The following is a 25,847-nucleotide window of genomic DNA, read 5'->3' on the forward strand; positions in this document are numbered from 1 at the left end:
GCCGTTCACCCTCTCAGGTCGGCTACGCATCGTCGCCTTGGTGAGCCGTTACCCCACCAACTAGCTAATGCGCCGCAGGCCCATCTCTCAGTGACAGCTTGCGCCGTCTTTCCTCATCTCTCCATGCAGAGAAACGATGTATCCGGTATTAGCATCCGTTTCCGGAAGTTATCCCAGACTGAAAGGCAGGTTGCCTACGTGTTACTCACCCGTCCGCCGCTAATTATCAGAGAAGCAAGCTTCTCATCCAATCCGCTCGACTTGCATGTATTAGGCATGCCGCCAGCGTTCGTCCTGAGCCAGGATCAAACTCTCCATTAAGTTGCGAACACTTTCGCAACCGCGACTTCAAANGCTTAAATGGCATGCCATTTAAGCAATCACAATGTGGGCCAAGGCTTTGAACCAAGCGGTCACTTGATCTTCGCTTTTTAAAGAAAGCACCATGTGCTCGTTAAAACGTGGCGGGAATTTGCATTCCCTATATTCACTCTAAACCGTGCTGAAGTTTCAGAGATAAGATCCGAAGATCATAACCTTTCGCTAAGCGCGGTTCCTCGAATCACTTGGCCCGGCTGGGTTCCGTGATTCTCGTTACTCACTGTTCAGTTTTCAAAGAACAAACTCGTTAATCTTATAGGTGTTATTCATGGGTGTTACTNCTTGCTCGTTTCTTTCGTTCACCACCGCATCTCAGCGGCGACTTTTATATCCTATCACAGTGGCAAGCAGTTCGTCAAGCACTTTTTTCAAATTCTTTTTCAGTGCCGATTTCTTTGGTTGGCTGTAAAAGGGTTGGCCTCGAAGAGCCGTTTATTAATGTATCACGCAGCCAGATAGCAAGTCAACACAATTCTGCATTTTTACTCACTTTTTTATCTTCGCCTATTTCTTCACGAAAACGGCCGCTGAACAACAATAAATGGATTATACAATGAAAACGCTTCGCTGTCAGCCGCATTTTACGAAATCGGCATAAAAAATACGGCAGCCGACCCAAAGGCCGACTGCCGCCGCTATTTGCTTGTTCTGCATAACGATCGTCCTACAGCTCCCTGCGTCCTTCGAGAGCTTTGGAGAGCGTGACTTCGTCCGCATACTCCAGGTCTCCGCCTACCGGCAGGCCGTGGGCAATCCGCGTCACTTTGATCTCGAACGGACGCACAAGGCGCGAAATATACATCGCCGTCGCTTCCCCTTCGATATTCGGGTTGGTTGCCAGAATCAATTCCTGTACGCGTTCGTCGCTGAGGCGGGTCAACAGCTCCTTCAGGCGGATGTCATCGGGACCGATTCCTTCCATAGGAGAGATCGCGCCGTGCAGGACGTGGTAATATCCGTCGAACTCGCGGGTCCGCTCCATCGCGACCAGGTCTTTGGCATCCTGCACGACGCAGATGACAGAAGCGTCGCGGGACTTGTCCTGACAGATCCGGCACGGATCGGTATCGGTAATATTGCCGCACACGGTGCAGTAATGCAGATTGCGTTTGACGCTGACAAGCGCCTTGGCGAAGTCGATCACGTCGTCTTCTTTCATATTCAACACATGAAAAGCGAGTCTCGCCGCCGTCTTGGGCCCGATCCCGGGCAGACGGCTGAAAGATTCGATCAGTTTGGCAATCGGCTCCGGATAATGCAAGGCCACACTTCCCTTTTACGAATAGTTTAGAACAGACCCGGGATTTTCATGCCGTTCGTGAATTTGCCCATGTCCTGGTTGGCCAGTTCCTCGGCTTTGGTCAGCGCGTCGTTAACGGCCGTCAGGATCAGGTCCTGCAGCATTTCCACGTCGTCCGGGTCCACCGCTTCGGGTTTGATATTGATCGCGATCACTTTTTTGTGGCCGTTGACTTCAACGCTGACCACGCCGCCGCCGGAAGTGCCTTCGACTTTTTTCGTGCCGAGTTCTTCCTGGGCTTTCATCATTTGTTCCTGCATCTTCTTGACCTGCTTCATCATTTGGTTCATGTTGTTGTTCATCGGGATCTCTCCTTTGGGATGGGCCTCGGCATCCCCGCATGGCGGCGTGCCGGGCAGTATTTATTCTTTAATGACAACCAGATTTTCCCCGAACAGATTTAAGGCTTCGTCTACCCAGGGTTCTTTGCTGCCGCCTGCTTCTTCCTGCTGCAGCTCCAGCACTTCGGATTCGGACTTCGAAGAAGAAGCCGATTCCGCGGAATCGTTCCAATCTTTCTGCATGATCGTGACCAGATGCCATTCGCCGCCCAGGCATTGGTTCATGACCTGTTCCACCACCTGGCGGTTGGCCGGCTTTTCGATCGTCTCGCGGTGAATGTCATTTTTGAACGCGACCAGGACGGAATCGTCCAGCGCCGACACCGGCTCTCCGTTCGTAAACCAGGCGTGAACCGTCACCTTTTCTTCTTTTACCCGCTGAAGCACCTGATTCCACTTGCCGCGGATCTCGTTGAACGAAGCATCGTCTCTTCGCGCCAGGTATTGATCCATATGCGAAGGCAGCTTCGCCATCCGGGAGATGCGGGGCGTATTCTGCCGAACGGCCGGGCGGCTGCCCGACGCTTCGCCTCCTCCGGAAGATTGAACGCCGCTGCGCACAGCCTGGTCCAGCTTCTTCTCCAGCTCGGCGATCCTGCCTTCGAGCCGTTTGACGGCCTGGGAGTCGACCGAAGCGCCGTTCGAAGCGGAAGCTTCGCGGTGCGGGGCCGCTTCGGACCCTTCGCCCAGACTGACCAGGTTCAGCAGCGCCACTTCGAACAGCATCTGCGGATTGGCCGCATACTTCATCTCGTTCTGGTAGCGGCTGAGCGTGTCGATCGTGCGGAACAGACTTTCTTTGGAAAAACGTTCCGCCACCACCTCAAAAGACGCGGCGTCGAGCACTCTCTCCGTCATATGTTCCGCGTTCGGCACCATTTTGATCATCAGCAGGTCGCGGAAGTAATAGAGAAGGTTCTCCATGCACTTGTCCGCGCTCTTGCCTTCCTGCATCCAGCCTTCGACCGTCTGCAGCACGCCGCCGGCGTCTTGCGCGGACAGCGAAGCGGCCAAAGCCGAAAACTGTTCGGAAGCGATGCCGCCGGTCATGTTCAGTACCTGGTCGTACGTCACTTTGCCGTCGGTAAACGCGGAGATCTGATCGAGCACGCTGAGCGCGTCCCGCATCCCGCCGTCGGACAGCCGCGCAATGTACTGCAGGGCGCTGTCTTCGGCTTCGATCTTCTCTTCGCGGCAGATCTCGGACAGCCGTCCGGTCTGCTCCTCAAGCGACACGCGGCGGAAGTCGAACCGCTGGCAGCGCGAGATGATCGTGGCCGGCAGCCGGTGAGGTTCCGTCGTGGCCAAAATGAACATGGCATGCTCCGGCGGTTCTTCCAGCGTCTTCAGCAGCGCGTTGAACGCTTCCGTCGTAAGCATGTGCACTTCGTCGATAATATACACTTTACGCCGCACTTCGGTCGGGGCGTATTTGATCTTGTCGCGCAGATCGCGGATCTCTTCCACGCCCCGGTTGGAGGCGGCGTCGATCTCCAGCACGTCCATCACCGCTCCCGACGAGATGCGCTTGCACGTCTCGCATTCGTTGCACGGTTCGGGAGCGGGCCCTTTTTCGCAGTTGACGGCTTTGGCCAGTATCTTGGCGGCACTTGTCTTGCCCGTACCCCGCGGTCCGCTGAACAGGTAGGCATGGGACACCCGCTGTTCGCGTATGGCATTCTGCAGCGTTCGGATAATATGCTGTTGTCCTACCATGTCCTTGAACGACTGAGGTCGCCAAGCCCGGTAAAGCGCAATATGTTCCATCGGCGGCTCCTTCTTGATCGAACTTCGAATCGGGTTCCATTGACTAAAAATGAATCGTCGTCGTTCCTGTATTATACTATATTTCGGTGCGGATAAAAACGACGCGCCGGCCTTTTGCAGGACGCAAATCCAACTTTTTCGCCGAATTTTTTAACGATAAAAAAACAAAAACACCTCTGCCTGCGGCAAAGATGTCGGTCGTTTAACAGATAAAATAAAACCGTGCACCCGCCTTCGATACGATGCCATCCAAGCGGCACCTCTACACAACAACTCGGGCCAGGCCACCCTCCGGCACAAGAGCGAACCTGCTTATGGCTGCTTCCTTCCGGACCTGACCAGGTTCACAGGTGCTCATTGCGGAGGACCCAACCGTCAACATTATGTGTAGAGACCAAACCTTACAGAGCATGACCTCGAACGGGAATTCAACCTCGCTATAGCGGATTGCGAGTTACAGGGCACCGCTACCTCCCCATCTAGCACGGCACTTTTTATTATACGGGATGAAAAGAGAAAACGCAAACAGGCCGGCAATGTTGCAGCCGGCCGCGGGAAGGTCCTCTTTGCTTCGAGAAACCGGAAGGGAATAGCAAATAAGCCTGACGATTCATTCGCCGGGCTTATTCGCCTTGCTTTTCAAGCGAGTCTTATACGAGCCCGACCGGAGGTTTCGCCCGGCGCTGATCCATCGGAGGCACGTGGGTGTACGAGCCGATCACGACGTTCGGCAGTTCTTCGCGGAAGATCTCAAGCATCTGCTTCATGCCGAGGATATCTCCCTGGGCAGGCGGAATGAGTTCGATGTAGCTTTCCGGGTCGATATTCAGGTTCCGCATCTGGATCAATTTGAGGTCGGTGCGGCGCGCGAATTCGATCATCGCTTCGATCTCTTCCTCGCGGTCCGTAACGCCCGGGAAGATCAAATAGTTGATCGACGTATACACGCCCTGCTTCGCCGCGTAAGCCATCGATTTCTCGACGTTCGCAAGCGTATAGCCGCGCGGTTTGTAATACGCGTTGTAGTGGTCGTCCAGCGCGCTGATCGTGCTGACGCGCATAAGATCCAGACCCGCGTCGACGATGCCGCGGATATGGTCGGACAAGCCGGCATTGGTGTTGATGTTAATGTAGCCCATGTCGGTGCGCGAGCGCACTTCGCGGATTGCTTCAATGATCAGCTTGGCCTGGGTAGAAGGCTCGCCTTCGCAGCCCTGCCCGAAACTGATGATCGATTCCGGCGTGGTCAGGTGCTCCATCATGACCTGAACCATTTCTTCCGTGCGCGGACGGAAGTTCATGCGCGTCTGCGGCGCGACGAAGCCGCTGTCGTCGGGCTGTTCGGAGATGCAGCCGAAGCAGCCGGCGTTGCACGAGTAAGAGACCGGCACGCCGCCTTCCCAGCGGCCGAGGAACGTATTCGACGACGTCAGGCATTCATAGCCGAGCGCGCAGTTCGACAAATGCTGGTACAGGCGGTTATCGGGATACTTTTCGATAAAATCGTGCACTTTCGTGTTCAGTTCGCGGGTATCGCAGTTTTCCGGGTTCCACTTTTCCGGGTCGTCGCATTGTTCGGCCGTCACGTAGAAACGCCCGTCTTTCCAGACGACCGCGGAATAGCCGAACAACGGCAGCTTATATTCTTTGTCCGTCTTCACGTAGCCGGGCAGGGCGAGGCGGGTAAACCCTTGCGGAAGCAGGGCGCCTACCGCCTGCATGCCTTCGAGCGCCATCATCTCGCCGCTCTCGGGATCGAGCGCGACAGGCTTGGTGCTCGGCAGGCCGACCAGGGTCGCGCCGTCCGGCAGCGGAATCAGTTCGTCGTCCATAATTTCGATAATCATATCGGCGCTGCGCGCCAAAGCGAGCAGTTCGGGGTGATCGTATACGTTGCCGTTCTCGTCGGCATAAACCAGATGCATGAGTAAGGTCTCCTTTTAGCGGGCTTGCGCTTGGTTCGCTGAAGCGTGAACCGTTGTAGTGTGCGTGTGGCCTAATCGTTAATTTACTTGCTGGTGACGGAAGCGGTCCGCGCCGGGCGTTTCGTCGCGGCGGAAGACGAACTTCCGCTGCTTTTCGACGACGAAGCCGGCTTGGAGCCGGTCTTGCTGTCGGCGGTCGTATCGAAAGAAGCCAGGAACTCGGCATTCTTCTCGCAGTTTCTCAGCTTCTTGAGGAAGCCTTCGATAAAGTCGAACGAGTCGTTCATGTTCTTGCGGATATGCCAGACGGTATCCAGCTCTTCCTTGGACAGCAGCATCTCCTCGCGGCGCGTGCCCGAGCGGCGGATATCGATCGCCGGGAAGATCCGGCGTTCGGCCAGTTTCCGGTCCAGATGCAGTTCCATGTTGCCGGTACCCTTGAATTCTTCATAGATAATATCGTCCATTCTGGAGCCGGTGTCAATCAAGGCAGTCGCCAGAATGGTCAGGCTGCCGCCTTCTTCGACGTTGCGCGCCGAACCGAAGAAGCGCTTGGGCCGGTGGAACGCGGCCGGATCGATACCGCCGCTCAGCGTACGGCCGGACGGAGGAATGACCAGATTGTACGCCCGGGCCAGACGGGTAATGCTGTCGAGCAGGATGACGACGTCCTTCTTGTGCTCGACCATCCGCAGCGCGCGTTCCAATACGAGCTCGGCGACCTTGATATGGTTCTCCGGCAGTTCGTCAAAAGTCGAAGCCACGACTTCGCCCCGAACCGAACGCTGCATGTCCGTCACTTCCTCGGGACGCTCGTCGATCAGCAGCACGAACAGTTCGATTTCCGGATTGTTCTCGGAAATGCTGTTCGCCACTTCTTTGAGCAGCTGCGTTTTGCCCGCTTTGGGCGGAGCGACGATCAGGCCGCGCTGGCCGAGCCCGACAGGCGCGAGCAGGTCCATGATTCGCGCCGAAACGCGGTTTTGAGTCGTTTCGAGCGACAGCTTTTTCTCCGGATACAGCGGCGTCAACGCAGGGAAATGCAGACGTTCCGCTGCGGTGGCCGGGTCTTGCCCGTTGACCGCATTGACCTGGAGCAGGCCGAAATAACGTTCGTTTTCTTTGGGCGCCCGGCATTTGCCGGAGACGAGATCGCCGCTGCGCAGATCGAATTTGCGGATCTGGGAAGCGGAGATGTAGATGTCTTCCGTGCTGGGCAGATAGTTGATCGGACGCAGGAAGCCGTAGCCTTCCGGCAGCACTTCAAGTACGCCCTGCATGAACATCAGACCGCTCTGTTCGGCCTGGGCGCGCAGGATCGCGAAGATCAATTCGCGTTTTTTCATTTGGCCGTAGTACGGTATTTGGTACTTTTTAGCCAATTTATACAGATCGGTTAGTTTCATTTCTTCCAGATCGGAAATTTGCAAATCCATGTAAGATAACCACCTATTCAATTTTATATTGGAAAGCTTCGTCTCGGCTCCCCTGCGGGANGTCTGGAAATGAAAAGAAACGAAGATGAAAAGTCCATCGATGAAAACCATTACCCGTTTTGCAAAAGATGATACCAAAAAATCCAAAATCAAAAAAATGCGGACACGGCCGAAGCCGTGCCTGCAGCAAAATCAGGTCGTCTCGCGCCATACGTCGGCGCCCAGGTTGCGAAGATTGGAGACCAGGTTGTCGTAACCCCGGTCGATATACTCGACGCCTTCGATCTCGGTGACGCCGCCTTCCACGGTCAAGCCCGCGATGACAAGCGCCGCTCCCGCGCGCAGATCCGCCGCCTGTACTTTGGCCGCGTTCAACGGACCGCCTTCGATGACCGCGGAGCGGCCTTCGACGCGAATCTTCGCGCCCATGCGAACCAGTTCGGGCACGTGCTTGAAGCGGTTGCTGTAGACGAAATCGCTGAGCACGCTTGCGCCTTCGGCCTGGGTCAGCAGGCTGGTCATCGGCGACTGCAGATCGGTCGGGAAGCCGGGATAGACGAGCGCTTTCACGTCGACGTGCTGATAGTTCGGCCCGCCGATAATCCGGATGCTCTCGTCCATTTCTTCGACGGTTACGCCGATTTCCTGCAGCTTGGCGGTCAAAGCCTCCAGATGCTTCGGAATGACGCTGTCGATCAGGACGTTGCCGCGCGTGGCCGCGGCGGCAATCATATAAGTACCGGCCTGAATACGGTCGGGAATAATCGAATGTCGGCAGCCGTGCAGTTTCTGAACGCCTTCGATCCGGATCGTCTCCGTGCCGGCGCCTTTGATGATGGCTCCCATGGAATTCAGCAAAGTCGCTACGTCTATGATTTCAGGCTCTTTGGCCGCATTTTCGATCATGGTGGAACCTGTGGCTTTGGCAGCCGCCAGCATAATGTTGATAGTCGCGCCCACGCTTGCGACGTCGAGGTAAATCTTCGTGCCGCGCAGTTCTTCCGCATGCAAATGAATCGCGCCGTGTTCGTTGACCGCGGTCGCGCCCAACGCTTCGAAGCCTTTGATATGCTGATCGATCGGACGGGGCTCGAAATTGCAGCCTCCCGGAAGCCCGATCAAAGCTTCGCCGAACTTGCCCAGCAAAGCGCCCATCATATAGTAGGAAGCCCGAAGTTTCTTGACCGAGCCGTTAGGCATCGGAATCGACTTGACGTTCGAAGGATCAATCCGCATCTGACTGCCTTCCCAGGATACCCGCGCACCCAGCGCTTCCAGAATCTCGGAATAAACCGCTACGTCGCTAAGCAGCGGGAGATTATCCAATATCACTTCGGAATCCGCAAGCAGCGCTGCCGGAATGAGCGCTATGGCGCTGTTCTTCGCACCGCTGATCGTGACCGTTCCCTGGAGCGGACGTCCACCGGTGATCATTAATTTCTCCATAAGTTCAAAGGTCCCCCTACGTGATGTGCAGCCATTCGAAAAAGAATGAAAGTCGTATAATGTGTGTTCGTGACCAAAATGGCCTGCCTGTTTTTCGGAAAAAAAAGTTTGAGTGTAAAACAAAATGGAAAGCCACCGCTTGAACGGTGATCTTTCCATAATGAAGGACTGCTTCGGATTTTGCAATAAAAAATCGACGCCGCGCCCAAAAGGGCGTTCGGTCATCCCAAGCGAAGCTTAGGCTTTGTTGCTCGAACCGAATTCTTTGATTTTGCCGATCACGGTAGCTTTGATCGCGTCGCGGCCCGGTACGATGAACGTACGTGGATCGTAAGCGTCAGGCTTGGCAGCCAGCACTTCGCGAACGACTCTGGCGAACGCGATTTGGTTCTCGGTGTTCACGTTGATCTTCGACGTGCCCAGGGAGATCGACTTCTGGATATCGTGAGTCGGGATACCCGTGCCGCCGTGCAGAACGAGCGGAAGGTTGACCGCGTCGCGGATCTCTTCCATCTCTTTGAAGCCCAGGTTCGGTTCGCCGTGGTAAGGACCGTGTACGGAACCGAGTGCCGGAGCCAGCGTGTCGATGCCGGTTTCTTTTACGATGCGTACGCATTCGTTCAGATCCGCATACTGGATACCGCCGATGACGTCGTCTTCTTGTCCGCCTACCGTGCCGACTTCCGCTTCAACCGAAGCGCCTTTGGCATGAGCGTACTCGACGACTTTTTTCGTCATTTCGATGTTTTCTTCGATCGGGTGGTGCGAGCCGTCGATCATGACGGAAGTGAAGCCGGCGTCGAGAGCCGCTTTGCACTTGTCGAAGCTCGAACCGTGGTCGAGGTGAATGGCAACCGGAACAGTGATGCTCATGTCCAGCAGCAGGCCTTCAACCATTTTCACGACTGTATTGAAACCGCCCATGTGGCGAGCCGCGCCTTCGGATACGCCCAGAATTACAGGGGATTTCTCTTCTTCGGCAGCGCCCAGGATGGCTTGGGTCCATTCCAGGTTGTTGATGTTGAACTGACCTACCGCGTATTTTTCTTCGAGAGCTTTGTTCAACATGTCTGTCATCGAAACTAATGGCATGGTTGTTCCTCCTAATTAAATGTTGGATTTCTGTATTGAGCCGACATCCATACTTACCTATTATACCACTCTCGCCGCAAATACAAAACAGGCAGGTTGTAAACTTACAAGGATTTTACATGAACAAAAAGAGGCTCGGACACCTCTTTTCTCCTCTATTCTCCCCGCAGGTATCTTCCGACGGCCAGGCGCATCTCGTCGATGTCGAACGGCTTCGTGAAGTGCATCAGCGCCCCCTGGTCCTTCGCTTCCTTGATCATGTCGAGCTCGCCGTAGGCGGTCATCATGATCACTTTGATGTCGGGATCGGAAGCCTTGATATGGCGCAGAATCTCCAGGCCGTCCATACCGGGAATTTTCATGTCCAGCAGTACGAGATCCGGACGGTCTTTTTGCAGCAGCTCAAGCGCCTCTTTGCCGTTGGCCGCCTGGTACGTTTTGTAACCTTCGCTTCCGAACACTTCCGTCAAAAGCATGCGAATCCCGTTCTGGTCGTCCACGATCAATATTTTGTGTTCGCTCATGTTTGTTTGTCCTCCCCCGTTTTGTTTCCGCCGCGCCGGAGCTTGCTCCGACCGCCGCCGGACGTTCTCTATGCGTGCAGGAATTCCCCTTTTGTTCGGCGTCCGTTCGACTCTGAGAAGTATTCGACTTTTAATGGCGGTTTCCTGCTAATTCCGGCAGGAAGACCGAATATTTCCCAAACGCCCGCGAAAAATAAGTGCGCATAAAAAAGAAGGCCCGGGTTGAATCCGGACCTTCCGTGGAATCAGTCGATCGAGTACGTGATGGCGGCTTTGACGAATTCGCGGAACAGCGGCTGCGGACGGTTCGGTCTGGAAGTGAATTCCGGATGGAACTGTACGGCCAGGAACCACGGATGGTTCGGCAGTTCGACGATTTCGACCAGGCGGCCGTCCGGCGACGTGCCGGAGATGACGAGACCCGCCGCTTCGATCTGTTCGCGATACGCGTTGTTGAACTCGTACCGGTGACGGTGTCTTTCGTAGACGAGTTCGTCGTCGTAGCACTGCATCGCGAGCGATCCGTCCACCAGTTTGCAAGGATAGAGGCCAAGGCGCATCGTGCCGCCGAGATCCTCGATATCTTTTTGTTCCGGCAGCAGGTCGATGACCGGGAAAGTCGTCGCCGGATCGATCTCCGAACTGTTGGCGCCGTCCATGTTGGCCAGGGCGCGCGCGTATTCGATTACCGCGACCTGCATGCCGAGGCAGATACCGAAGAACGGTACGTTGTTCTCGCGGGCATAACGGATCGCCGTGATCTTGCCTTCGATGCCGCGGTCGCCGAAGCCGCCCGGCACGAGAATGCCGCCGAGTCCGCCGAGCTTGTCTTCGACGTTCTCTTCCGTCAGTTCTTCCGCGTCGACCCAGCGCAGCTTCACGTCCGCGTTCGCGTCGAAGCCGGCATGCGACAGCGACTCGACCACGCTGAGGTAAGCGTCATGCAGCGCGACGTACTTGCCGACGATCGCGATTTCGACCGTTTTCTCCAGCTTGCCGATCCGCTCGACGAGCGCTTCCCATTCCGTCATGTCCGGCTGCGGCGTGTCGAGCTTCAGGTGCTTGACGACGATCTCGTCCAGTCCTTCGGCGCGCAGGTTCAGCGGCACTTCGTACAGGGTCGCCGCGTCGCGGCATTCCACGACGGCGTCTTTGTCCAGATCGCAGAACAGGCCGATCTTCGCTTTGGTGTCTTCGGACAATTCGTATTCCGTCCGGCAGACGATCACGTTCGGCTGGATCCCGATGCTGCGCAGTTCCTTGACGCTGTGCTGGGTCGGCTTGGTCTTGATCTCGCCGGCTGCTTTAATGTAAGGAATAAGCGTCACGTGAATGTACATCACGTTGTCGCGGCCCACGTCGCTGCGAAGCTGGCGAATGGATTCCAGGAACGGAAGACTCTCGATGTCGCCTACCGTACCACCGATTTCGGTGATGACGACGTCGGAACCGGATTCGCGTCCGGCGCGCATGATGCGCTCCTTGATCTCGTTCGTAATATGCGGGATGACCTGAACGGTTCCGCCCAGGTATTCGCCGCGGCGCTCTTTGCTGATGACCGAAGAGTACACTTTACCCGTCGTCACGTTGCTGTTCTTCGACAGGTTGATATCGATAAAGCGCTCGTAGTGCCCGAGGTCGAGGTCCGTTTCCGCCCCGTCGTCGGTCACGAACACTTCGCCGTGCTGGTAAGGACTCATCGTTCCCGGGTCCACGTTGATGTAAGGATCGAATTTCTGGATCGTCACTTTCAGTCCTCTGTTCTTCAAAAGCCTGCCGAGCGACGCGGCCGTGATGCCTTTGCCGAGCGAAGACACGACTCCGCCCGTTACGAAGATATACTTGGTCACTGTAAAAAACCCCCTGTACGATAATAATGGATCGATCAAAAACGTCCGGCGTCATGAGTGATTCCGCATGTTTGGATGGCTGTGCGTATGGAAAATACCCTATAAAAAACAAAAAAAGTGACACCCGTGTCCACGGGGCACTTTTAACGTTTTTTCCATATAAGTCCGTACCTAAATCAGAAGCCCAAGCAATAGTTTACCTTCTGACCGAAAGGCTGTCAAGCAGGGAAAAGGCGCACGTTCGGTCCTTTTCCCCTGCCTGCACAGGCCCGCGCAAAAGAGAGCGTGAAGCAAAGCGGAACTTGCGAAACCGGACGCTTAGCGTCCTTCTTCGCCTTCGAATTCCTCTTCTTCTTCGTCTTCCTCTTCTTCCTCTTCGTCCAGTTCTTCGCCTTCGATCTCTTCTTCTTCGTCTTCGACTTCATCGTCGACGATTACATCTTCGTCCACGTCGTCTTCGTCGTTGTCGAACAGATCGTCGTCTTCGTCATTCGCATCTTCTTCTTCGTCGGCGCTGAATACCGGATCTTCGTCCAGATCGTCGTCGTCTTCGTCGTTGATGATGCGCGGACGCTTGGCGCCCACGACCGGATCTTCGGATTTCTCCAGCGGATACCAGCGTTTCAGACCCCAGAGATTCGTTCCGACGCACGCGAAGCGGCCGTCGATGTTGATCTCGGTGTAGAGCTGGGCAATCATGTTCGTCGCCTGTTCGTTGGTAAGGCCGCGATGACGCGCGACTTCTTTCATCAGATCCGGATAATAGTAAGGTTCGTTGGCTTTCTTCAAAATCAAAAAGGCCAGATCGACCATGGGCATTTCGCGGATTTTCTCGGTATCGATCGACAATTCAATCGGTGCAGGTGCCAAATGGACACTTCCTCTCAAAACGTAATGCAATTCGGTCGTGCAGAAAAAGTCAACCTAAGTAAAACGCATCCGCGCGCAAAATGCAAGAAGCGCGGACGATTTTTCACATGTCGGGAAAAAAGCCGCCTACATCCGTTCCGGCGCCGATACGCCGATGAGGCGCAGCACGTTCGCAATGACGGTGCGCACGGCACCGAGCAGCGCCAGGCGGGCCTGGGTCACGGCGGCGTCTTCCGTAATGAAGCGCTCCGCTTTGTAGTAGCTGTGCAGCATCGCGGCCACTTCGTACACATAACGCGTCAGGCGGTGCGGCGCGTAGCCTTCGGCCGTGATGCGGATCTCTTCCGGCAGCTCGCCGAGCTTGCGCAGCAGGTCGTATTCGTGCTGGGCCGTCAGCTTGCTCAGGTCGACCTGCTCAAGCGGCAGCACGGTCACCTTCTGCTCTTCGGCCTGGCGGAAAATGCTGCAGATACGCGCATGCGCGTACTGCACGTAGAACGCCGGGTTCTCGTTCGACGTCGACACGGCAAGGTCCATGTCGAAGTCCAGATGCGAGTCCATGCTGCGCATGGTGAAGAAGTAACGCATCGGATCGACGCCCACTTCGTCCATCAGCTCTTCCATCGTCACGGCTTTGCCGGTCCGCTTGGACATTTTGACTTTCTCGCCGCCCTGGAACAGGCTGACCATCTGTGCGATCAGTACGATCAGCTTCTCCGGATCGTTGCCGAGTCCCTGCATGGCCGCTTTCATCCGCGGGATATACCCGTGGTGGTCGGCGCCCCAGATGTTCATGACCTTGTCGAAGCCGCGCGCGTACTTGTCGCGGTGGTATGCGATGTCCGGCGTCAGGTAAGTGTACGTGCCGTCGTTTTTGATCAGCACGCGGTTCTTGTCGTCGCCGTATTTGGTCGTCTCCAGCCACGTGGCGCCGTCTTCTTCGAACACTTCGCCGCGGCTGCGCAGCTCGTCGAGCGCGTCCAGCACCTGGCCGTTTTCGTACAGCGACGTTTCGCTGAAGAAGACGTCGAAGTTCACGCGGAAACGGTCCAGGTCGCGGCGGATCTTCTGCATTTCTTTTTCCAGACCGTATGTGCGCAAATATTCCATCCGTTCGCCCTGGCTCATCGACACCAGACGATCGCCTTCGAGTTCGACCAGTTCCTTGGCGAAGCCTTTGATGTCCTCGCCGTAATAACCGTCTTCCGGCATCTGGGCGTCCTGGCCGAGTTCCTGCAGGTAGCGCGCTTCGATCGAGACGCACAGGTTCATCACCTGGTTGCCGGCGTCGTTGATATAGTATTCGCGCGTCACGTCGTAACCGGCGAAATCGAGCACGTTGCACAGCGCATCGCCGACGGCCGCGCCGCGGGCATGGCCCAGGTGCAGGCTGCCGGTCGGGTTGGCGCTGACGAATTCGAGCTGGACGCGTTTGCCTTTGCCGTCCTCGATCCGTCCGTAATCGGCGCCCTGCGACGCAATCGTGCCGACGACCGGGTACAGATAGCTTTTGTTCAGCGTAAAGTTGATGAAGCCCGGTCCGGCGATCTCGGTCCGTTCGATCCCGGCCGCTTCGCGGTCCAGGTTCTCCAGAATCGCTTCGGCGATCAGGCGCGGGTTCTTCTTGGCAAGGCGGGTCAGCTGCATGGCCGCGTTGGTGGACAGGTCGCCGTGGGTCTTGTCTTTGGGTACCTCCAGCGCGATGTCCGGAATATCGGCTTCGGCCACGAGGCCGGCTTTGGCGATCGCCTGGGCGACGGCCTGTTTCACGGTATCTTCAAGCTGTTGTAGCGGGTTAATCGTCATATCGGTTGACTTCCTCCTGTATGGTTAAGCTAACGGCAAAATGGCCCGAGATGGCGTCGTGCACTTCCAGCTCGTACGCCCAATGGATCTCTCCCGCAGCGCCTTGCATGCGCACGCGCAGGTCCCGGGTATGGGTAACAAGCGCAAAACGCGCGTAAGGCGAACGGTAAAAACCAGGCAGGCTGCTTCCTAGGCGGAAGGACTGCTCCGATTCGACCTCGCCGTGGCGGATGACTTTCAATTCTTCCTCCGTGACCTTGACCAGCGTTCGCACACTGCCCGGACTGCCGTTCGCGCCGGGTTCTTCGTAGCGGACGTACAAGGCGTTGTCTTTTTGAAAAAGCTGTCCGGCGAGCGTCTGCTTCACCGTCTCTTCGTCCTGCTTGCTGACAATCGTAATCAGGACGCGGCTCATGCCTGGCATAGCGCTTCCGCTCCAATCCGTTTAACGAAGATTTCTTCTATAGTACTATAGCATATTCCGGTATGGGGACCTAGTGCTTTCGACGACTGCAAACCGGCTGCGGGCAAAAAAAACCGACTTCCGGCGCCGGTACGCGAACGCTGCGCTTCGATGCGGATTTACTCCTTCCCCGAACGTTTATTAAAATAGGGAAGAACGCGGGTGCAGTCAACCGATCATCCGCCAAAAGGAGGAATTCCGATGCAGCCACTCACGCCGCACCCGGCGCAGGGCGCTTTCCGCCCGCTGCCTCCGTTCCTGTTCGCTTCGACCGCGCTGGAGGCGTCTCCGCGGCTGCTGGGCCAGACTCTGGTGCGCCGCACCGAGTTCGGGGAGATCCGCAGCCGGATCATCGAGACGGAGAGCTACGGAGGGATCGAAGACAAAGGCAGCCATGCCTACGGCGGCCGGCGCACCCCGCGCACGGAGATCATGTTCGGCGCTGGCGGAACGGCCTACGTCTACCTGATCTACGGCATGTACCACTGCCTGAACGTCGTCACGGGATCACAAGACGATCCGCAGGCCGTGCTGATCCGCGCCGTGGAGCCGCTGACCGAAGAAGACGAACGCCGCATGCGCTTTTTCCGCAAAATCAAATCCAAAAAAGCGTCCGACCTGTCCGGCGGCCCGGGCAAGCTGTGCCGGGCGCTCGACGTCGACAAATCGTTCAACGGCTGCCGCCTGACGGTGCCGACGAGCCCGCTCTACCTCGAAGCCGGCGACGATCCCTCTTCACTGGAGCTGCTGTGCGGACCGCGCATCAATATCGATTACGCGGAAGAATACGCGGCCAAGCCGTGGCGGTTCTTCCTCAAGGACCATCCGTACGTCTCGGTGAAAGACAAAGCCCATTCGCCCAAACCGTTTTTTGTGTAACGGTGCAGCGGAGAGGAAGCCCGTAAGAATAAAAAAGCAAAAGCGCCGATCCCGCAAGGGACCGACGCTTTTTGCCGCTGCCGCAAAATTGCGGCCGTTAGACGTCCAACGCCTGCTTGAGTTCTTCCGGCGAACGGTTCCACCATTCTTCGTTGTGCGCCGTCAGCAGCGTCTTGAGCGCCGCTCTCGCTTCGTTGTCCATCTCGTTCAGAATGATCTTCCGCTTGATCGCGTAATCGAGCTTGTTCACGTGGTCGGCGAGAATCTTGAAGCCTCGCTTCGTCTCGCTGTTGATCCACATCTCGCACGCCGTCGCTCCCGCGTAGCTGCCGCCTTCTTCCGTCTTGTCCACCGCGACCCAGACGAGCCATACCCGGCGGCCGCCTTCCGCATCGGCGCGTTCGGCCGTGAACTTGATGCCGCGCTCCACTTTGCTCTTGGCATGCATGGCGCCCACGTCGATCTTCGCTTCGCCTTCGTCTATAATGATCGGGGATACGTTGTTCAAGTTGATGGCGCCCGTGCCGAAGCCCTTATGCTTGCTGCTTTTTTGGCTGCTGCTGATGATATTGAGCCCAAGCTGTTTTTTACCTGTCTGATTTTGGTCCATAACGGGAATCCGAGCCCCTTTCGGCGAATAAATTCATCCAAATTCTTGCAAAAACACATGCTTTTTTCTTAAAACTCTTCATCTTCTTCTATTCTATCCGATAAAAAGACGAAAGCAAAACAAAAAAACCCGGATACCGGCTCGATAAACCGTAGGGTTAAGCGCTTTTCAGAGGTTTTTTCCATAGCGAAACGACTTGAATTCAAACAAATGTCACCTTTTTTAACTTCCGCAAAACCGCGCAGCCGTGCGGGATTGCTGCTTTTGGTGGAAGGTCCGCGTCAAACGCGCACCAAAATAATGTTAAATAAAGGTTTGCCAACGGCTAAGTCCTTTGCTACAATGTGTTTTGTGAGTAGTAACAACTTTGTAAACTTTGCTTCAAGCCATAGAAGCTGCTTCAAATATCGACACAACGACGATCCGACACGAAGCTTTTCGGTGCAAACCAAGATCTAAGCCGAATTCCGGCACCGGGGAGCGGGGGAACCAGTTATGGGTGAATTGACTTCGCAACGAAGGAGTCATAGGGGGACCTTCTCAACCGAATCCTTAAGCTAACCTCGCAGGCAAAACGGAAGGGGTACAATGTCTTTGAAGAAGAAGCTGACAGCCGCAGTAATGGGACTCGCCATCGCTTTTAGCGTAGCGGGCGCAGGAAACGCACATGCAGATTCCCAATTGGACAACGTAATCGATTCAGCACTTGGAACGCCATACCGCACTGCGGGCACAAGCCTTAACGGATTCGACTGCTCGGGCTTCACGAGCTACGTCTTCGACAAACTCGGCGTGGATCTGCCGCGTCAATCTTCGTCGCAATACAGCGCCGGAGCCAAGATCGACCGCAGCGACCTGCGTGCCGGAGACCTCGTCTTCTTCAACACGACGGGCAGAGGCATTTCGCATGTGGGCATTTATGTAGGCAACGGCAAATTCGCCCATTCGTCGTCTTCGAACGGAGTTCGTTACGACAACCTGAGCTCTAGTTATTATGCCGAACGTTATGTCGGTGCGTCTCGCGTAATGAGCACGTACACGTATAACTCTTTTGTTGCCGAATAACCTTTTCTTCGACTGCTTTTATGCGAATTCATGAATGAGCGTAATGAATATAACGGCCGTATTGGATGACTGCAATCATCCGATGCGGTTTTTTCATGTCTGCTTGGCGTCGGCCGCCGTTTCTCTTGCCCTTTAAACGGTGCTGCGCCTGAAAAGGTTTCAAACGCGCCGATCTTTTTCGTCGTTACGAAATATTACCCGCCGCCCGGACGCCTAAACGCCTTTTTTACATTTCGTGATCCCTTTTTGAACAGGAGTGAGAAACATGAACGCGAAGAGGTTCGATATTCGTCCGTTAACGGAGTGGGAAGCGGAAATCATTTGCGGTTGGCGGTACGAGCCGCCGTACGACATCTACGGGTGGATGCCCTGGGAGCAGGTCAAACAGCTCGGGATCGAATTCGGCGATCCCGAGCTGCGCGAACAGCAGTATATGTCGGTCTATGAGGGCGAACTTTTCTGCGGGTTCGCCCAGCTCTTCCCGCTCGGCGGCACGACCCGCCTCGGGATCGGCATGCGTCCGGATCTATGCGGACGCGGCTTAGGGGCGGCTTACGTGCGCGCCGTCGCCGAAGAAGCGCTGCGGCGCATTCCGGGCCAGGAGATCGACCTGGAAGTGCTGACGTGGAACCAGCGCGCCATCAAAGCCTACCGCAAAGCCGGCTTCGCCATTACCGATCTCTACGAACGGATGACGCCTTCGGGCCTCAAGCCGTTCTACTGTATGGTGTATCAGCCGCCCGCGGACTCGTAGAGCCGGCGCACGTCCGCTTCGGCGCACGAATTCTTTCCATGACGATATCCATGTTCAGCTGCCGACCGCGAAGATCTTCGCGGCGGCATGTTCGGCGTATCCGGTCTGCTAGGATACCGGTTCCTTAACGGCTTCTTTCATTATAGACCGCTTCATAGACCTCTCCCGCGTTCTTCGAAGCGGTTCAGACCAACGCCACGAACGTCATTTGTTTGTCGCCGATCAGGATATTGATGCGATGCAGGTCCGTGTCGTGGATTACCACGGCGCTGCCCACCTCAATTGACGGCGTAGTGCCGAGCGCGTAGAACAGGTCTTCGGCCAGCGCTTCATGCACTTCCAGCCGGTCCGGCGCCTCCATCCGTTCCCAGTCTTCCGCTTCCATCTCGAAAAACAGATAGCTGTCCGGAATCAATGAGACCGCTTTCGTCAAGTCCTGCAAAATATCCGCGTAATCTCTTCCGTGTTTAACTCCCATTGTTTCCGCTCCTTTTTCGTACATTATTGTGAACCGACTATCTTATTTTCATTATAGCGCAATTTATCTCTTAAAAAAAAAGCTCCCCCTGTCGATAAAAAACATATCGAGCCGTAGGGTGTTTTTAGTCAAAAACCACTTCATGATACCAGCTTCGTCGATTTTGACTGTTACAGCCTTCCTACTCGGGCAAACGGACGGATCATGAAAGGCCAGACTTCGAACACATCCGGGAACCTTGATCGCGTTAAATTCCGCTGCCGGCTGGAACCGCACATCGAACCGCTCAAGGTACCCGAAGGTCGCATACGTAGGTCAGTTTCGTTTCTTGCCGTACACACAGGCCAGGGATGGCCGTGCTTATGAATGTTTTATATTCTCATGGATGAGGTGCTTACATGGAATTATCGTCTCTTATCGGTCTGGTCCTAGCTCTAGTCTCCATTTTCGTCGGCATGATCCTCAAAGGCGCCCCGCTCGGTTCCCTGATGGTGCCGGCGGCCTATCTTATCATTATCGGGGGCACCGTTTCAACCATATTCGTCGGCTTCCCAATGAGCGATCTCAAAAACTTCCCGAAGCTCGTCAAAATCTTCCTGTTCAAACCGAAAATGATCGACAAAAGCGAATTGGTCGGCATGTTCATGGAATGGGCCTCGATCACCCGCCGCGAAGGCCTGCTGGCCCTCGAATCCAAAGTGGATGAAATCGACGACGATTTCCTGCGCAACGGCATGCGGATGATTATCGACGGCAACGATCAGGAATTTGTCAGCGACGTGCTGATGGAAGACATTCACGCGATGGAAGAACGTCACCGCGTCGGCGCGCAAATCTTTTCCCAAGCCGGCATGTACGCTCCAACGCTGGGCGTTCTCGGCGCCGTAGTCGGCCTGATCGCCGCGCTCGGCGAGTTGGAAGACATGAACAAGCTGGCGCACGCCATCGCCGCGGCCTTTATCGCGACCCTGCTCGGTATCTTCGTCGGGTACGTCATTTCCCACCCGATCTGCAACAAGCTCAAACGGATCTCCAAAAAAGAAGTCGAAGTGCGCATGATGATGGTCGAAGGCCTGCTGTCTATCCAATCCGGCGTCTCGACGATTGCCATCAACCAAAAGCTCGCCGTCTTCCTGACACCTACGGAACGCAAAAAATTAGAAGAAAAGGGAGGCGCTTCGGGTGGCCAAGAAAGCTAGACCGGAACACCATGAAGAACATGCCGACGAGAGTTGGCTTCTTCCCTATTCGGACCTTATGACCCTGCTGCTCGCCCTCTTTATCGTACTGTACGCCATGAGTTCGGCCAACGTCAGCAAGTTCGAAGCGATGGCCGAAGCTTTTGACTCCGTGTTCAACGGCGGCAAAGGCATCATGGAGCACACCTCCACCACCGAAGACAGCAAAACGCAGGACGGATCGAAAACGGTCGAGCAGATGGCGGCGGAGAAAGCGGCCGTTACGAAGAAAGACACGGCCGACGACACGCTGGCTAAGCTCAAGAAAAAAGAACAAGAAGATTTGACCAAGCTCAAAAAGCAGCTCGACAGCTACATCAACAGCAACGGGCTCAGCAACCAGCTCGACACGAAGCTTAATCAATCGCAGCTGCAGATCACGATCAGCGACAAAGCGCTGTTCGCTTCCGGCGAAGCGACCGTGAAGCCGAACTCCCGCACGCTCGCTGCGGCGATCGCGAACATCCTGAAGAACTTCCCGGGCTACAACATTCAGGTCATCGGCCATACCGATAACGTTCCGATCTCCAACGACGCGTTCAAGTCGAACTGGGATCTCAGTTCGGGCCGGGCCAACAACTTCATGCAGGTGCTGCTCAAAAACAAGAATCTCGATCCGGTACGCTTCACCTCGACCGCGGCAGGCGAATATCACCCGGTCGCTTCGAACGCGACGGCTTCGGGACGCGCCCAGAACCGGCGGGTCGAAGTGTCGATTATCCGGAATTATCAGGACTCGGAGAACAAAATCAGCACAAGCAATGCCACTTCACCTTAACCGTAATCTTTTCCAGCCTCTTTCTTCGGAAAGGGGCTTTTATTTATCCACAGGCGATTCACAAATGCCCAATCATAATGTAAAATATGTGCATAACCCTGTGGACTAGTCGCTACTTATCCACAATTCTGTGCACAGTATGTTAACAACGGAATATATGTTCGATGAATACTGCTGCCTGATAACGGCCCTGAACGAAAGGAGTTTTACCATTTTGGAAGCTGCCCCGCTGGAAGATCATGAACACTGGATGCGCCTGGCGCTCGAAGAAGCGCGCAAAGCGGAAGCGCTCGGCGAAGTTCCGATCGGCGCGATTATCGTGCGCGGCGGCGAGATCGTCGGACGCGGCTACAATCTGCGCGAGACGACGCATGACGCGACCGCTCACGCGGAGATGATCGCGATCCGCGAAGCCAGCGAGAGGATCGGCGCCTGGCGGCTGCTGGACTGCACCCTGTACGTCACGCTGGAACCGTGCCCGATGTGCGCCGGAGCCATCGTGCAGGGCCGCGTGCCGCTCGTCGTGTACGGGACACCCGATCCCAAAGCCGGCTGTGCCGGCACGCTGATGAACCTGCTGCAGGAGCCGCGCTTCAACCATCGGACCGATCTGATCGAAGGCGTGCTCCGGGAAGAATGCGCCGAGATGCTGTCGGCTTTTTTCCGCGGGCTTCGCGTGCGCATGAAAGAACGCAAAGCGCTGCGCCGCGCGGAAGTCGACCTGCTGCTCGAAGCGGGCGACGAGCCGGATCCGGGTGCGCCGGTCTCATAAAAGCGCACGAAGCAAAAAAAAGGCGGCCCTGGAGGGCCGCCTTTGCTGTTTGGAACAGATGCGATGGCTTAGTAGTTCATGTTTTCCAGTTCGTCCAGCGTAACGGTATCAGTCGGGATGCCGACTTCAAACGTCTGCTTTTCGTTCACTTTGCTGTACGTCGACGAACCTGTCATGGAGACTTTGCCCGACGTGCTCGACTCGGTATCCTGGAAGTTGATGTCCATCGTCATTTTTTGGTGAACCGGGAACTTGTCCGCGTTCAACGCCGTGTCCAGTTGGAACGTGTTGACCGTCAGGTAGTTTTTCAGTTCGTCCAGGTTTTTGCTCATTTCCGCGTTGTCTTTGGTGCTCAGTTCTTTTTTGGCGTCGTTCAGTTCCTGCTCTGTCACGCCCGTCATCTCGCGATATTCCGGCGTATTGATCGTGTCGATCACTTTAGGCAGGGCTACGTTCACGAGTGTCGTGATCGCGTCTTTGACGTTGTCGTTCGTGACTTCGAAGCGTACTACGTCTTCGGCCGTTACGCCTTCAGGAAGTCCGGCTTCGCCGACAGCGACTTTCTTGAAGTATTTGGCTTCGTCGAAGCTGTCCAATACGGCCGCGCTCACGTCAGCGCTAAGTTTTTGCGAGTTTTTAGGATCAAGCATCGCTTCGTTGAACTCGGTGCCTTGTTCGGCAGCCAGTTCTTTCATGTCGATCTCGATGAATTTGCCGATCAGGTTCTCAGGCAGCGGCAGAAGCGCGATGTTCGGCACTTTGACGTACATTTTTTCTTTGGTCATGACGATTGGAAGCTTGATGGTCATCTCCATATCGCCTTTGAGCTTCACTTCGAGATTCATCTCGGCTTGCATCGGCTCGCCCTGGTACACGGTCTTCACGTTGAATTCCGCGCCCTTGAGCATGCTGACAACCTGGTCCACGCTTGCCGTGTCCGCGCTGCTCGGCGGAACCGCAACCGTCAGTTCGTTCAGCGTGAAGTTGCTGTCCATTTGATAAGATGTCGCGGTCATTGCGCTTGCGACCGAAGCTTTGAGCAGCGCTTTCGGCGTTTCTTCGACTTTCGCCGCGGGACTTGCCGCATTGTTGCCGCAGCCGGACAATACGAGCGTACCGGCCATTACCAGTGCGCCAAAGCTTCCGAATAATTTTTTGTTCATGTTTGTTGTCTCCCCTTCAAGTCTATATGTGTTTTAATACGTCCTGTTACCCTCTTACCCAATCGCCTAAACATCGAAACTGGCTAACTTCATCGGCCTTCTGGCGTTCCGGACATGTCTAAGTATACGTGAACCTTTTTCAAAAAGTTTCAAAATGCCAAAATTGGACATTACGACTCACAAAAAAGACAGGACCCAAGAACCAAACACATTCTTAAGTCCTGCCTAAATATCCTGTTATTCACATTCAAAGAGTTAGTGGATATCTTTTTTCTTGAAGCGCCCGCCTTTGACGTCGTGAATATTGCCGATCGCCAGAAAAGCGTTGTCGTCGAATTGATTCACGATTTCTTTGAGTTTGGCTTCTTCCAGCCGCGTAATGACGCAGAAAATGACTTTTTTGGGATCGCCCGTAAAGCCTCCTTCGCCCGCCAAATACGTAACGCCGCGTCCGAGCCGATCCAGGATCGCGTTGCCGATATCGTCGATCTGATCACTGATGATCCAGACCGATTTGGATTCGTTCATGCCTTCGATCGTCACGTCGATCATCTTGTAGGCGATATAATACGCGAGAATCGAGAACAGCGCGCGATCCCAACCGAAGACGAAGCCGGCGCCCGACAAAATGAACAAATTGACGAACATGACGATCTCTCCGACCGAAAAAGGCGTTTTGCGCGATACGAGAATGGCGATGATCTCCGTTCCGTCGAGCGAGCCGCCGTTGCGGATCACGATCCCCGTGCCGACGCCGAGGAAAATACCGCCGAACACGAACGCCAGCAGCGTATCCGTCACGAAAGCCTGTACCGGGTGCAGCAGGACGGTGCCGATCGACAGAATGGTAATGCCGAGCAGCGTCGACAAAGCGAACGTTTTGCCGATCTGCTTGTACCCGACGATCAGGAACGGCAGATTCAGAATGAACAGGAAGATCCCGAGCTTCCAACCGCTGAGGTACGAAGCCATGACAGAGATGCCGGTAATACCGCCGTCGGTAATATTGTTGGGTACGAGAAACAACTCCAGCGCTACGGCCACCATCACTGCTCCGAATATGATAAAAAAGGTTCGGAGCAAAATTTGCGAGAACGGTCTTTTGTGATGGGCACGCGGCGCAGAAGGCTTGCGGGCAGGCGGCTTGGTTAACGTTTCATTCATTATTCACTGTCCTTCCCTATGCATGGATACTTGCTATAATGTTCGGTCGCGTACGGATAGGTTCACGCCGTATACTGCTGCATACAAATACGTATATTGTAATTATGCCATAATTTTTGACGGTTTGTCTCGTTTCCGCCTTGTTTTGCATCACAGCAAAAAGCCGCCTTCTCCCAATCGGGAAAAGACGGCTGTAATGGTTTAAACTGGCGGAGAGGATGGGATTCGAACCCATGTGGAGTTGCCCCCTAACGGTTTTCAAGACCGCCCCGTTATGACCGCTTCGGTACCTCTCCAAGTATTCAAATTGCATACCCCTATGGGCAAAGCGATTTGAAGAATTCTGCGCCTAGCCAAAATCTTTCCCCGCAAATGTCCGTTCCTATCATATCCCATCGCTTCGCTTCGCGCAAGGTCTATCGCTTGTCACGAAACGAAGCGCCGGATAGGACTCAAGCTTTACGCGTTGGGAGCGATCACTTTCACGCCGCGCATATACGGTTGAAGCACTTCGGGAATGACGACGCTGCCGTCTTCCTGTTGGTAATTCTCCAGAATGGCGGCGACCGTGCGGCCTACGGCGAGGCCCGAACCGTTCAGCGTATGCACGAATTCCGGCTTGCCTTTCGGTTCGCGGCGGAAACGGATGCTGGCGCGGCGCGCCTGGAAGTCTTCGACGTTCGAGCACGACGAAATCTCGCGGTACATGCTGCTTTCCGGCAGCCACACTTCGAGATCGTACGTCTTGGCGGCGGTGAAGCCCATATCCGCCGTGCACAAGGCGATAACGCGGTAAGGCAGGCCGAGCAGCTGAAGCACGCGCTCCGCGTTCGCGGTCATCTGTTCGAGCTCGTCGTACGAATGATCCGGATGCACGATCTTGATCATTTCGACTTTGTTGAACTGATGCTGACGGATCAGGCCGCGCGTATCGCGTCCGGCGGAACCGGCTTCGGAACGGAAGCAGGCGCTGTAGGCGATATACTTTTTGGGCAGGTCGCCCGCTTCGATAATCTCGTCGCGGTGATAGTTCGTCACCGGCACTTCGGCGGTCGGGATCAGATAATACTCCGTATCCTTCAGCTTGAACAGATCCTCTTCGAACTTCGGCAGCTGGCCGGTTCCGTAGAGGCTGTCCTGATTGACGATATAAGGAGGCAGCATCTCTTCGTATCCGTGCTCCTCGCTGTGCAGATCCATCATGAAGTTGATCAGCGCGCGTTCCAAACGGGCACCGAGCCCTTTGTAGAACGTGAAGCGCGAACCCGTCACTTTGGCGGCCGCTTCAAAATCGAGAATGCCGAGATTCTGCGCCGTGTCCCAATGGGCTTTCGGCGTGAAGTCGAACGTTCTCGGCTCACCGACGCGGCGAATCTCGACGTTGTCGTCTTCGGAAGCGCCGATCGGCACGTCTTCGTTCGGAATATTCGGAATCGCCATCGTGATGGCGTCGATTTCCGTCTCCAGACCGCGGACTTCTTCGTCCAGCTGCTTGATCCGGTCCGAAACTTCGCGCATCTCGACGATCAGATCGTCGGCGTTCTCACGGTTCTTTTTGAGTCTGGCCACTTCGCCCGAAACGGTGTTCCGGCGGTTCTTCAGCGTCTCCGCTTCCTGCAGCTTCTCGCGGCGTTCGCTGTCGAGGCGCGGGAAATTCGCGATCAGGTCTTCGGATTTGCCACGGTTCGCGAGTGCCTGCTTGACCCGATCATAATCGTTTCTTAATATTTTCACATCCAACACGG

The 25,847-nt window shown here is 55.4% G+C and carries 22 protein-coding genes, 1 tRNA gene, 1 rRNA gene, 1 other RNA gene, 1 pseudogene and 1 riboswitch; of the genes and pseudogenes, 6 read left to right on the forward strand and 20 right to left on the reverse strand.

All coding sequences use genetic code 11. The features are described from left to right. From FTE24_RS02505 to FTE24_RS02570, 14 genes are all read right to left on the reverse strand, one after another. Positions 1-321: ribosomal RNA gene (locus FTE24_RS02505) — 16S ribosomal RNA — on the reverse strand; the annotation flags it as partial. A gap of 724 nt (positions 322-1,045) precedes the next feature. Beyond that, positions 1,046-1,642, reverse strand: a complete 597-nt coding sequence (recR, locus tag FTE24_RS02510) for a recombination mediator RecR (RefSeq protein WP_141447903.1) — start codon at positions 1,640-1,642, stop codon at positions 1,046-1,048. A 26-nt stretch (positions 1,643-1,668) separates the two neighbouring features. Further along, complete coding sequence (locus FTE24_RS02515; RefSeq protein ID WP_141447902.1) at positions 1,669-1,983, reverse strand: YbaB/EbfC family nucleoid-associated protein; 315 nt, start codon at positions 1,981-1,983, stop codon at positions 1,669-1,671. 60 nt (positions 1,984-2,043) lie between these two features. Further along, positions 2,044-3,789, reverse strand: coding sequence for a DNA polymerase III subunit gamma/tau (dnaX, locus tag FTE24_RS02520; RefSeq protein WP_150235644.1), 1,746 nt, complete (start codon positions 3,787-3,789; stop codon positions 2,044-2,046). Between the two features lie 220 nt (positions 3,790-4,009). Continuing rightward, positions 4,010-4,277: signal recognition particle sRNA large type (ffs, locus tag FTE24_RS02525), an RNA gene on the reverse strand. Positions 4,278-4,439: 162 nt separating this feature from the next. Then, positions 4,440-5,714 carry a radical SAM protein gene (locus FTE24_RS02530; RefSeq protein WP_141447900.1) on the reverse strand — a complete coding sequence of 425 codons (1,275 nt, stop codon included), beginning with the start codon at positions 5,712-5,714 and terminating at the stop codon, positions 4,440-4,442. Between the two features lie 83 nt (positions 5,715-5,797). After that, positions 5,798-7,150 carry a transcription termination factor Rho gene (gene rho, locus FTE24_RS02535; protein ID WP_141447899.1) on the reverse strand — a complete coding sequence of 451 codons (1,353 nt, stop codon included), beginning with the start codon at positions 7,148-7,150 and terminating at the stop codon, positions 5,798-5,800. A gap of 192 nt (positions 7,151-7,342) precedes the next feature. Beyond that, on the reverse strand, positions 7,343-8,596 hold the full coding sequence (locus FTE24_RS02540) for a UDP-N-acetylglucosamine 1-carboxyvinyltransferase (protein ID WP_150235642.1): 1,254 nt from the start codon (positions 8,594-8,596) through the stop codon (positions 7,343-7,345). Between the two features lie 237 nt (positions 8,597-8,833). Next, positions 8,834-9,688: a class II fructose-1,6-bisphosphate aldolase gene (gene fba / locus FTE24_RS02545; RefSeq protein ID WP_141447897.1), complete on the reverse strand. Its 855-nt coding sequence runs from the start codon at positions 9,686-9,688 to the stop codon at positions 8,834-8,836. A 155-nt stretch (positions 9,689-9,843) separates the two neighbouring features. Then, the gene (locus tag FTE24_RS02550) at positions 9,844-10,212 is read right to left on the reverse strand and encodes a response regulator (RefSeq protein WP_141447896.1); all 369 of its coding nucleotides are present in this window, start codon (positions 10,210-10,212) and stop codon (positions 9,844-9,846) included. Between the two features lie 245 nt (positions 10,213-10,457). Beyond that, complete coding sequence (locus FTE24_RS02555; protein WP_150235640.1) at positions 10,458-12,062, reverse strand: CTP synthase; 1,605 nt, start codon at positions 12,060-12,062, stop codon at positions 10,458-10,460. A 318-nt stretch (positions 12,063-12,380) separates the two neighbouring features. Beyond that, a complete protein-coding gene (gene rpoE, locus FTE24_RS02560) occupies positions 12,381-12,881 on the reverse strand; it encodes a DNA-directed RNA polymerase subunit delta (RefSeq protein ID WP_237401601.1) in 501 nt (166 codons plus the stop codon). A 177-nt stretch (positions 12,882-13,058) separates the two neighbouring features. Continuing rightward, on the reverse strand, positions 13,059-14,738 hold the full coding sequence (gene argS / locus FTE24_RS02565; RefSeq protein WP_150235638.1) for an arginine--tRNA ligase: 1,680 nt from the start codon (positions 14,736-14,738) through the stop codon (positions 13,059-13,061). Continuing rightward, on the reverse strand, positions 14,728-15,162 hold the full coding sequence (locus FTE24_RS02570) for a DUF1934 domain-containing protein (protein ID WP_150235636.1): 435 nt from the start codon (positions 15,160-15,162) through the stop codon (positions 14,728-14,730). The genes argS and FTE24_RS02570 overlap by 11 nt, the downstream gene beginning before the upstream one ends. A gap of 240 nt (positions 15,163-15,402) precedes the next feature. Here FTE24_RS02570 and FTE24_RS02575 point away from each other — a divergent pair, with 240 nt between their 5' ends. Next, complete coding sequence (locus FTE24_RS02575; protein WP_150235634.1) at positions 15,403-16,080, forward strand: DNA-3-methyladenine glycosylase; 678 nt, start codon at positions 15,403-15,405, stop codon at positions 16,078-16,080. Between the two features lie 97 nt (positions 16,081-16,177). Here the strand turns inward: FTE24_RS02575 and FTE24_RS02580 are convergent, their stop codons facing one another. Further along, on the reverse strand, positions 16,178-16,690 hold the full coding sequence (locus FTE24_RS02580; RefSeq protein ID WP_141447890.1) for a YwhD family protein: 513 nt from the start codon (positions 16,688-16,690) through the stop codon (positions 16,178-16,180). A gap of 448 nt (positions 16,691-17,138) precedes the next feature. Next, positions 17,139-17,277: riboswitch (cyclic di-AMP (ydaO/yuaA leader) on the forward strand. 7 nt (positions 17,278-17,284) lie between these two features. Between FTE24_RS02580 and FTE24_RS02585 the strand changes: the two genes are divergently transcribed. Continuing rightward, positions 17,285-17,755 (forward strand): C40 family peptidase, encoded by a 471-nt coding sequence (locus tag FTE24_RS02585; protein WP_141447889.1) that lies wholly within the window; start codon positions 17,285-17,287, stop codon positions 17,753-17,755. Positions 17,756-18,020: 265 nt separating this feature from the next. Further along, positions 18,021-18,509 carry a GNAT family N-acetyltransferase gene (locus FTE24_RS02590; RefSeq protein ID WP_150235632.1) on the forward strand — a complete coding sequence of 163 codons (489 nt, stop codon included), beginning with the start codon at positions 18,021-18,023 and terminating at the stop codon, positions 18,507-18,509. A 184-nt stretch (positions 18,510-18,693) separates the two neighbouring features. On the opposite strand, the gene FTE24_RS02595 is transcribed toward FTE24_RS02590, so the two are convergent. Then, a complete protein-coding gene (locus FTE24_RS02595) occupies positions 18,694-18,987 on the reverse strand; it encodes a hypothetical protein (RefSeq protein ID WP_150235631.1) in 294 nt (97 codons plus the stop codon). Positions 18,988-19,385: 398 nt separating this feature from the next. Between FTE24_RS02595 and motA the strand changes: the two genes are divergently transcribed. The 3 genes and pseudogenes from motA to tadA form a co-directional block, all read left to right on the forward strand. After that, the gene (gene motA, locus FTE24_RS02600; protein WP_141447886.1) at positions 19,386-20,186 is read left to right on the forward strand and encodes a flagellar motor stator protein MotA; all 801 of its coding nucleotides are present in this window, start codon (positions 19,386-19,388) and stop codon (positions 20,184-20,186) included. Further along, the gene (locus FTE24_RS02605; protein ID WP_150235629.1) at positions 20,170-21,003 is read left to right on the forward strand and encodes a flagellar motor protein MotB; all 834 of its coding nucleotides are present in this window, start codon (positions 20,170-20,172) and stop codon (positions 21,001-21,003) included. The genes motA and FTE24_RS02605 overlap by 17 nt, the downstream gene beginning before the upstream one ends. A gap of 229 nt (positions 21,004-21,232) precedes the next feature. Then, positions 21,233-21,709: pseudogene (gene tadA, locus FTE24_RS02610) on the forward strand (tRNA adenosine(34) deaminase TadA); the annotation flags it as partial. A 134-nt stretch (positions 21,710-21,843) separates the two neighbouring features. Here tadA and FTE24_RS02615 read toward each other — a convergent pair. The 4 genes from FTE24_RS02615 to serS all read right to left on the reverse strand — a co-directional run bounded on the left by FTE24_RS02615 (position 21,844) and on the right by serS (position 25,845). Beyond that, on the reverse strand, positions 21,844-22,938 hold the full coding sequence (locus tag FTE24_RS02615) for a hypothetical protein (protein ID WP_150235625.1): 1,095 nt from the start codon (positions 22,936-22,938) through the stop codon (positions 21,844-21,846). Between the two features lie 255 nt (positions 22,939-23,193). Beyond that, a complete protein-coding gene (locus FTE24_RS02620) occupies positions 23,194-24,102 on the reverse strand; it encodes a YitT family protein (RefSeq protein WP_150235623.1) in 909 nt (302 codons plus the stop codon). Between the two features lie 207 nt (positions 24,103-24,309). After that, positions 24,310-24,398 (reverse strand) — tRNA-Ser (locus FTE24_RS02625). 163 nt (positions 24,399-24,561) lie between these two features. After that, on the reverse strand, positions 24,562-25,845 hold the full coding sequence (gene serS / locus FTE24_RS02630; RefSeq protein WP_150235621.1) for a serine--tRNA ligase: 1,284 nt from the start codon (positions 25,843-25,845) through the stop codon (positions 24,562-24,564). Between the last annotated feature and the right edge of the window lie 2 nt (positions 25,846-25,847).

Origin of the sequence: Saccharibacillus sp. WB 17 (assembly GCF_008634075.2) — a bacterium.
Lineage (GTDB): Bacteria > Bacillota > Bacilli > Paenibacillales > Paenibacillaceae > Saccharibacillus > Saccharibacillus brassicae.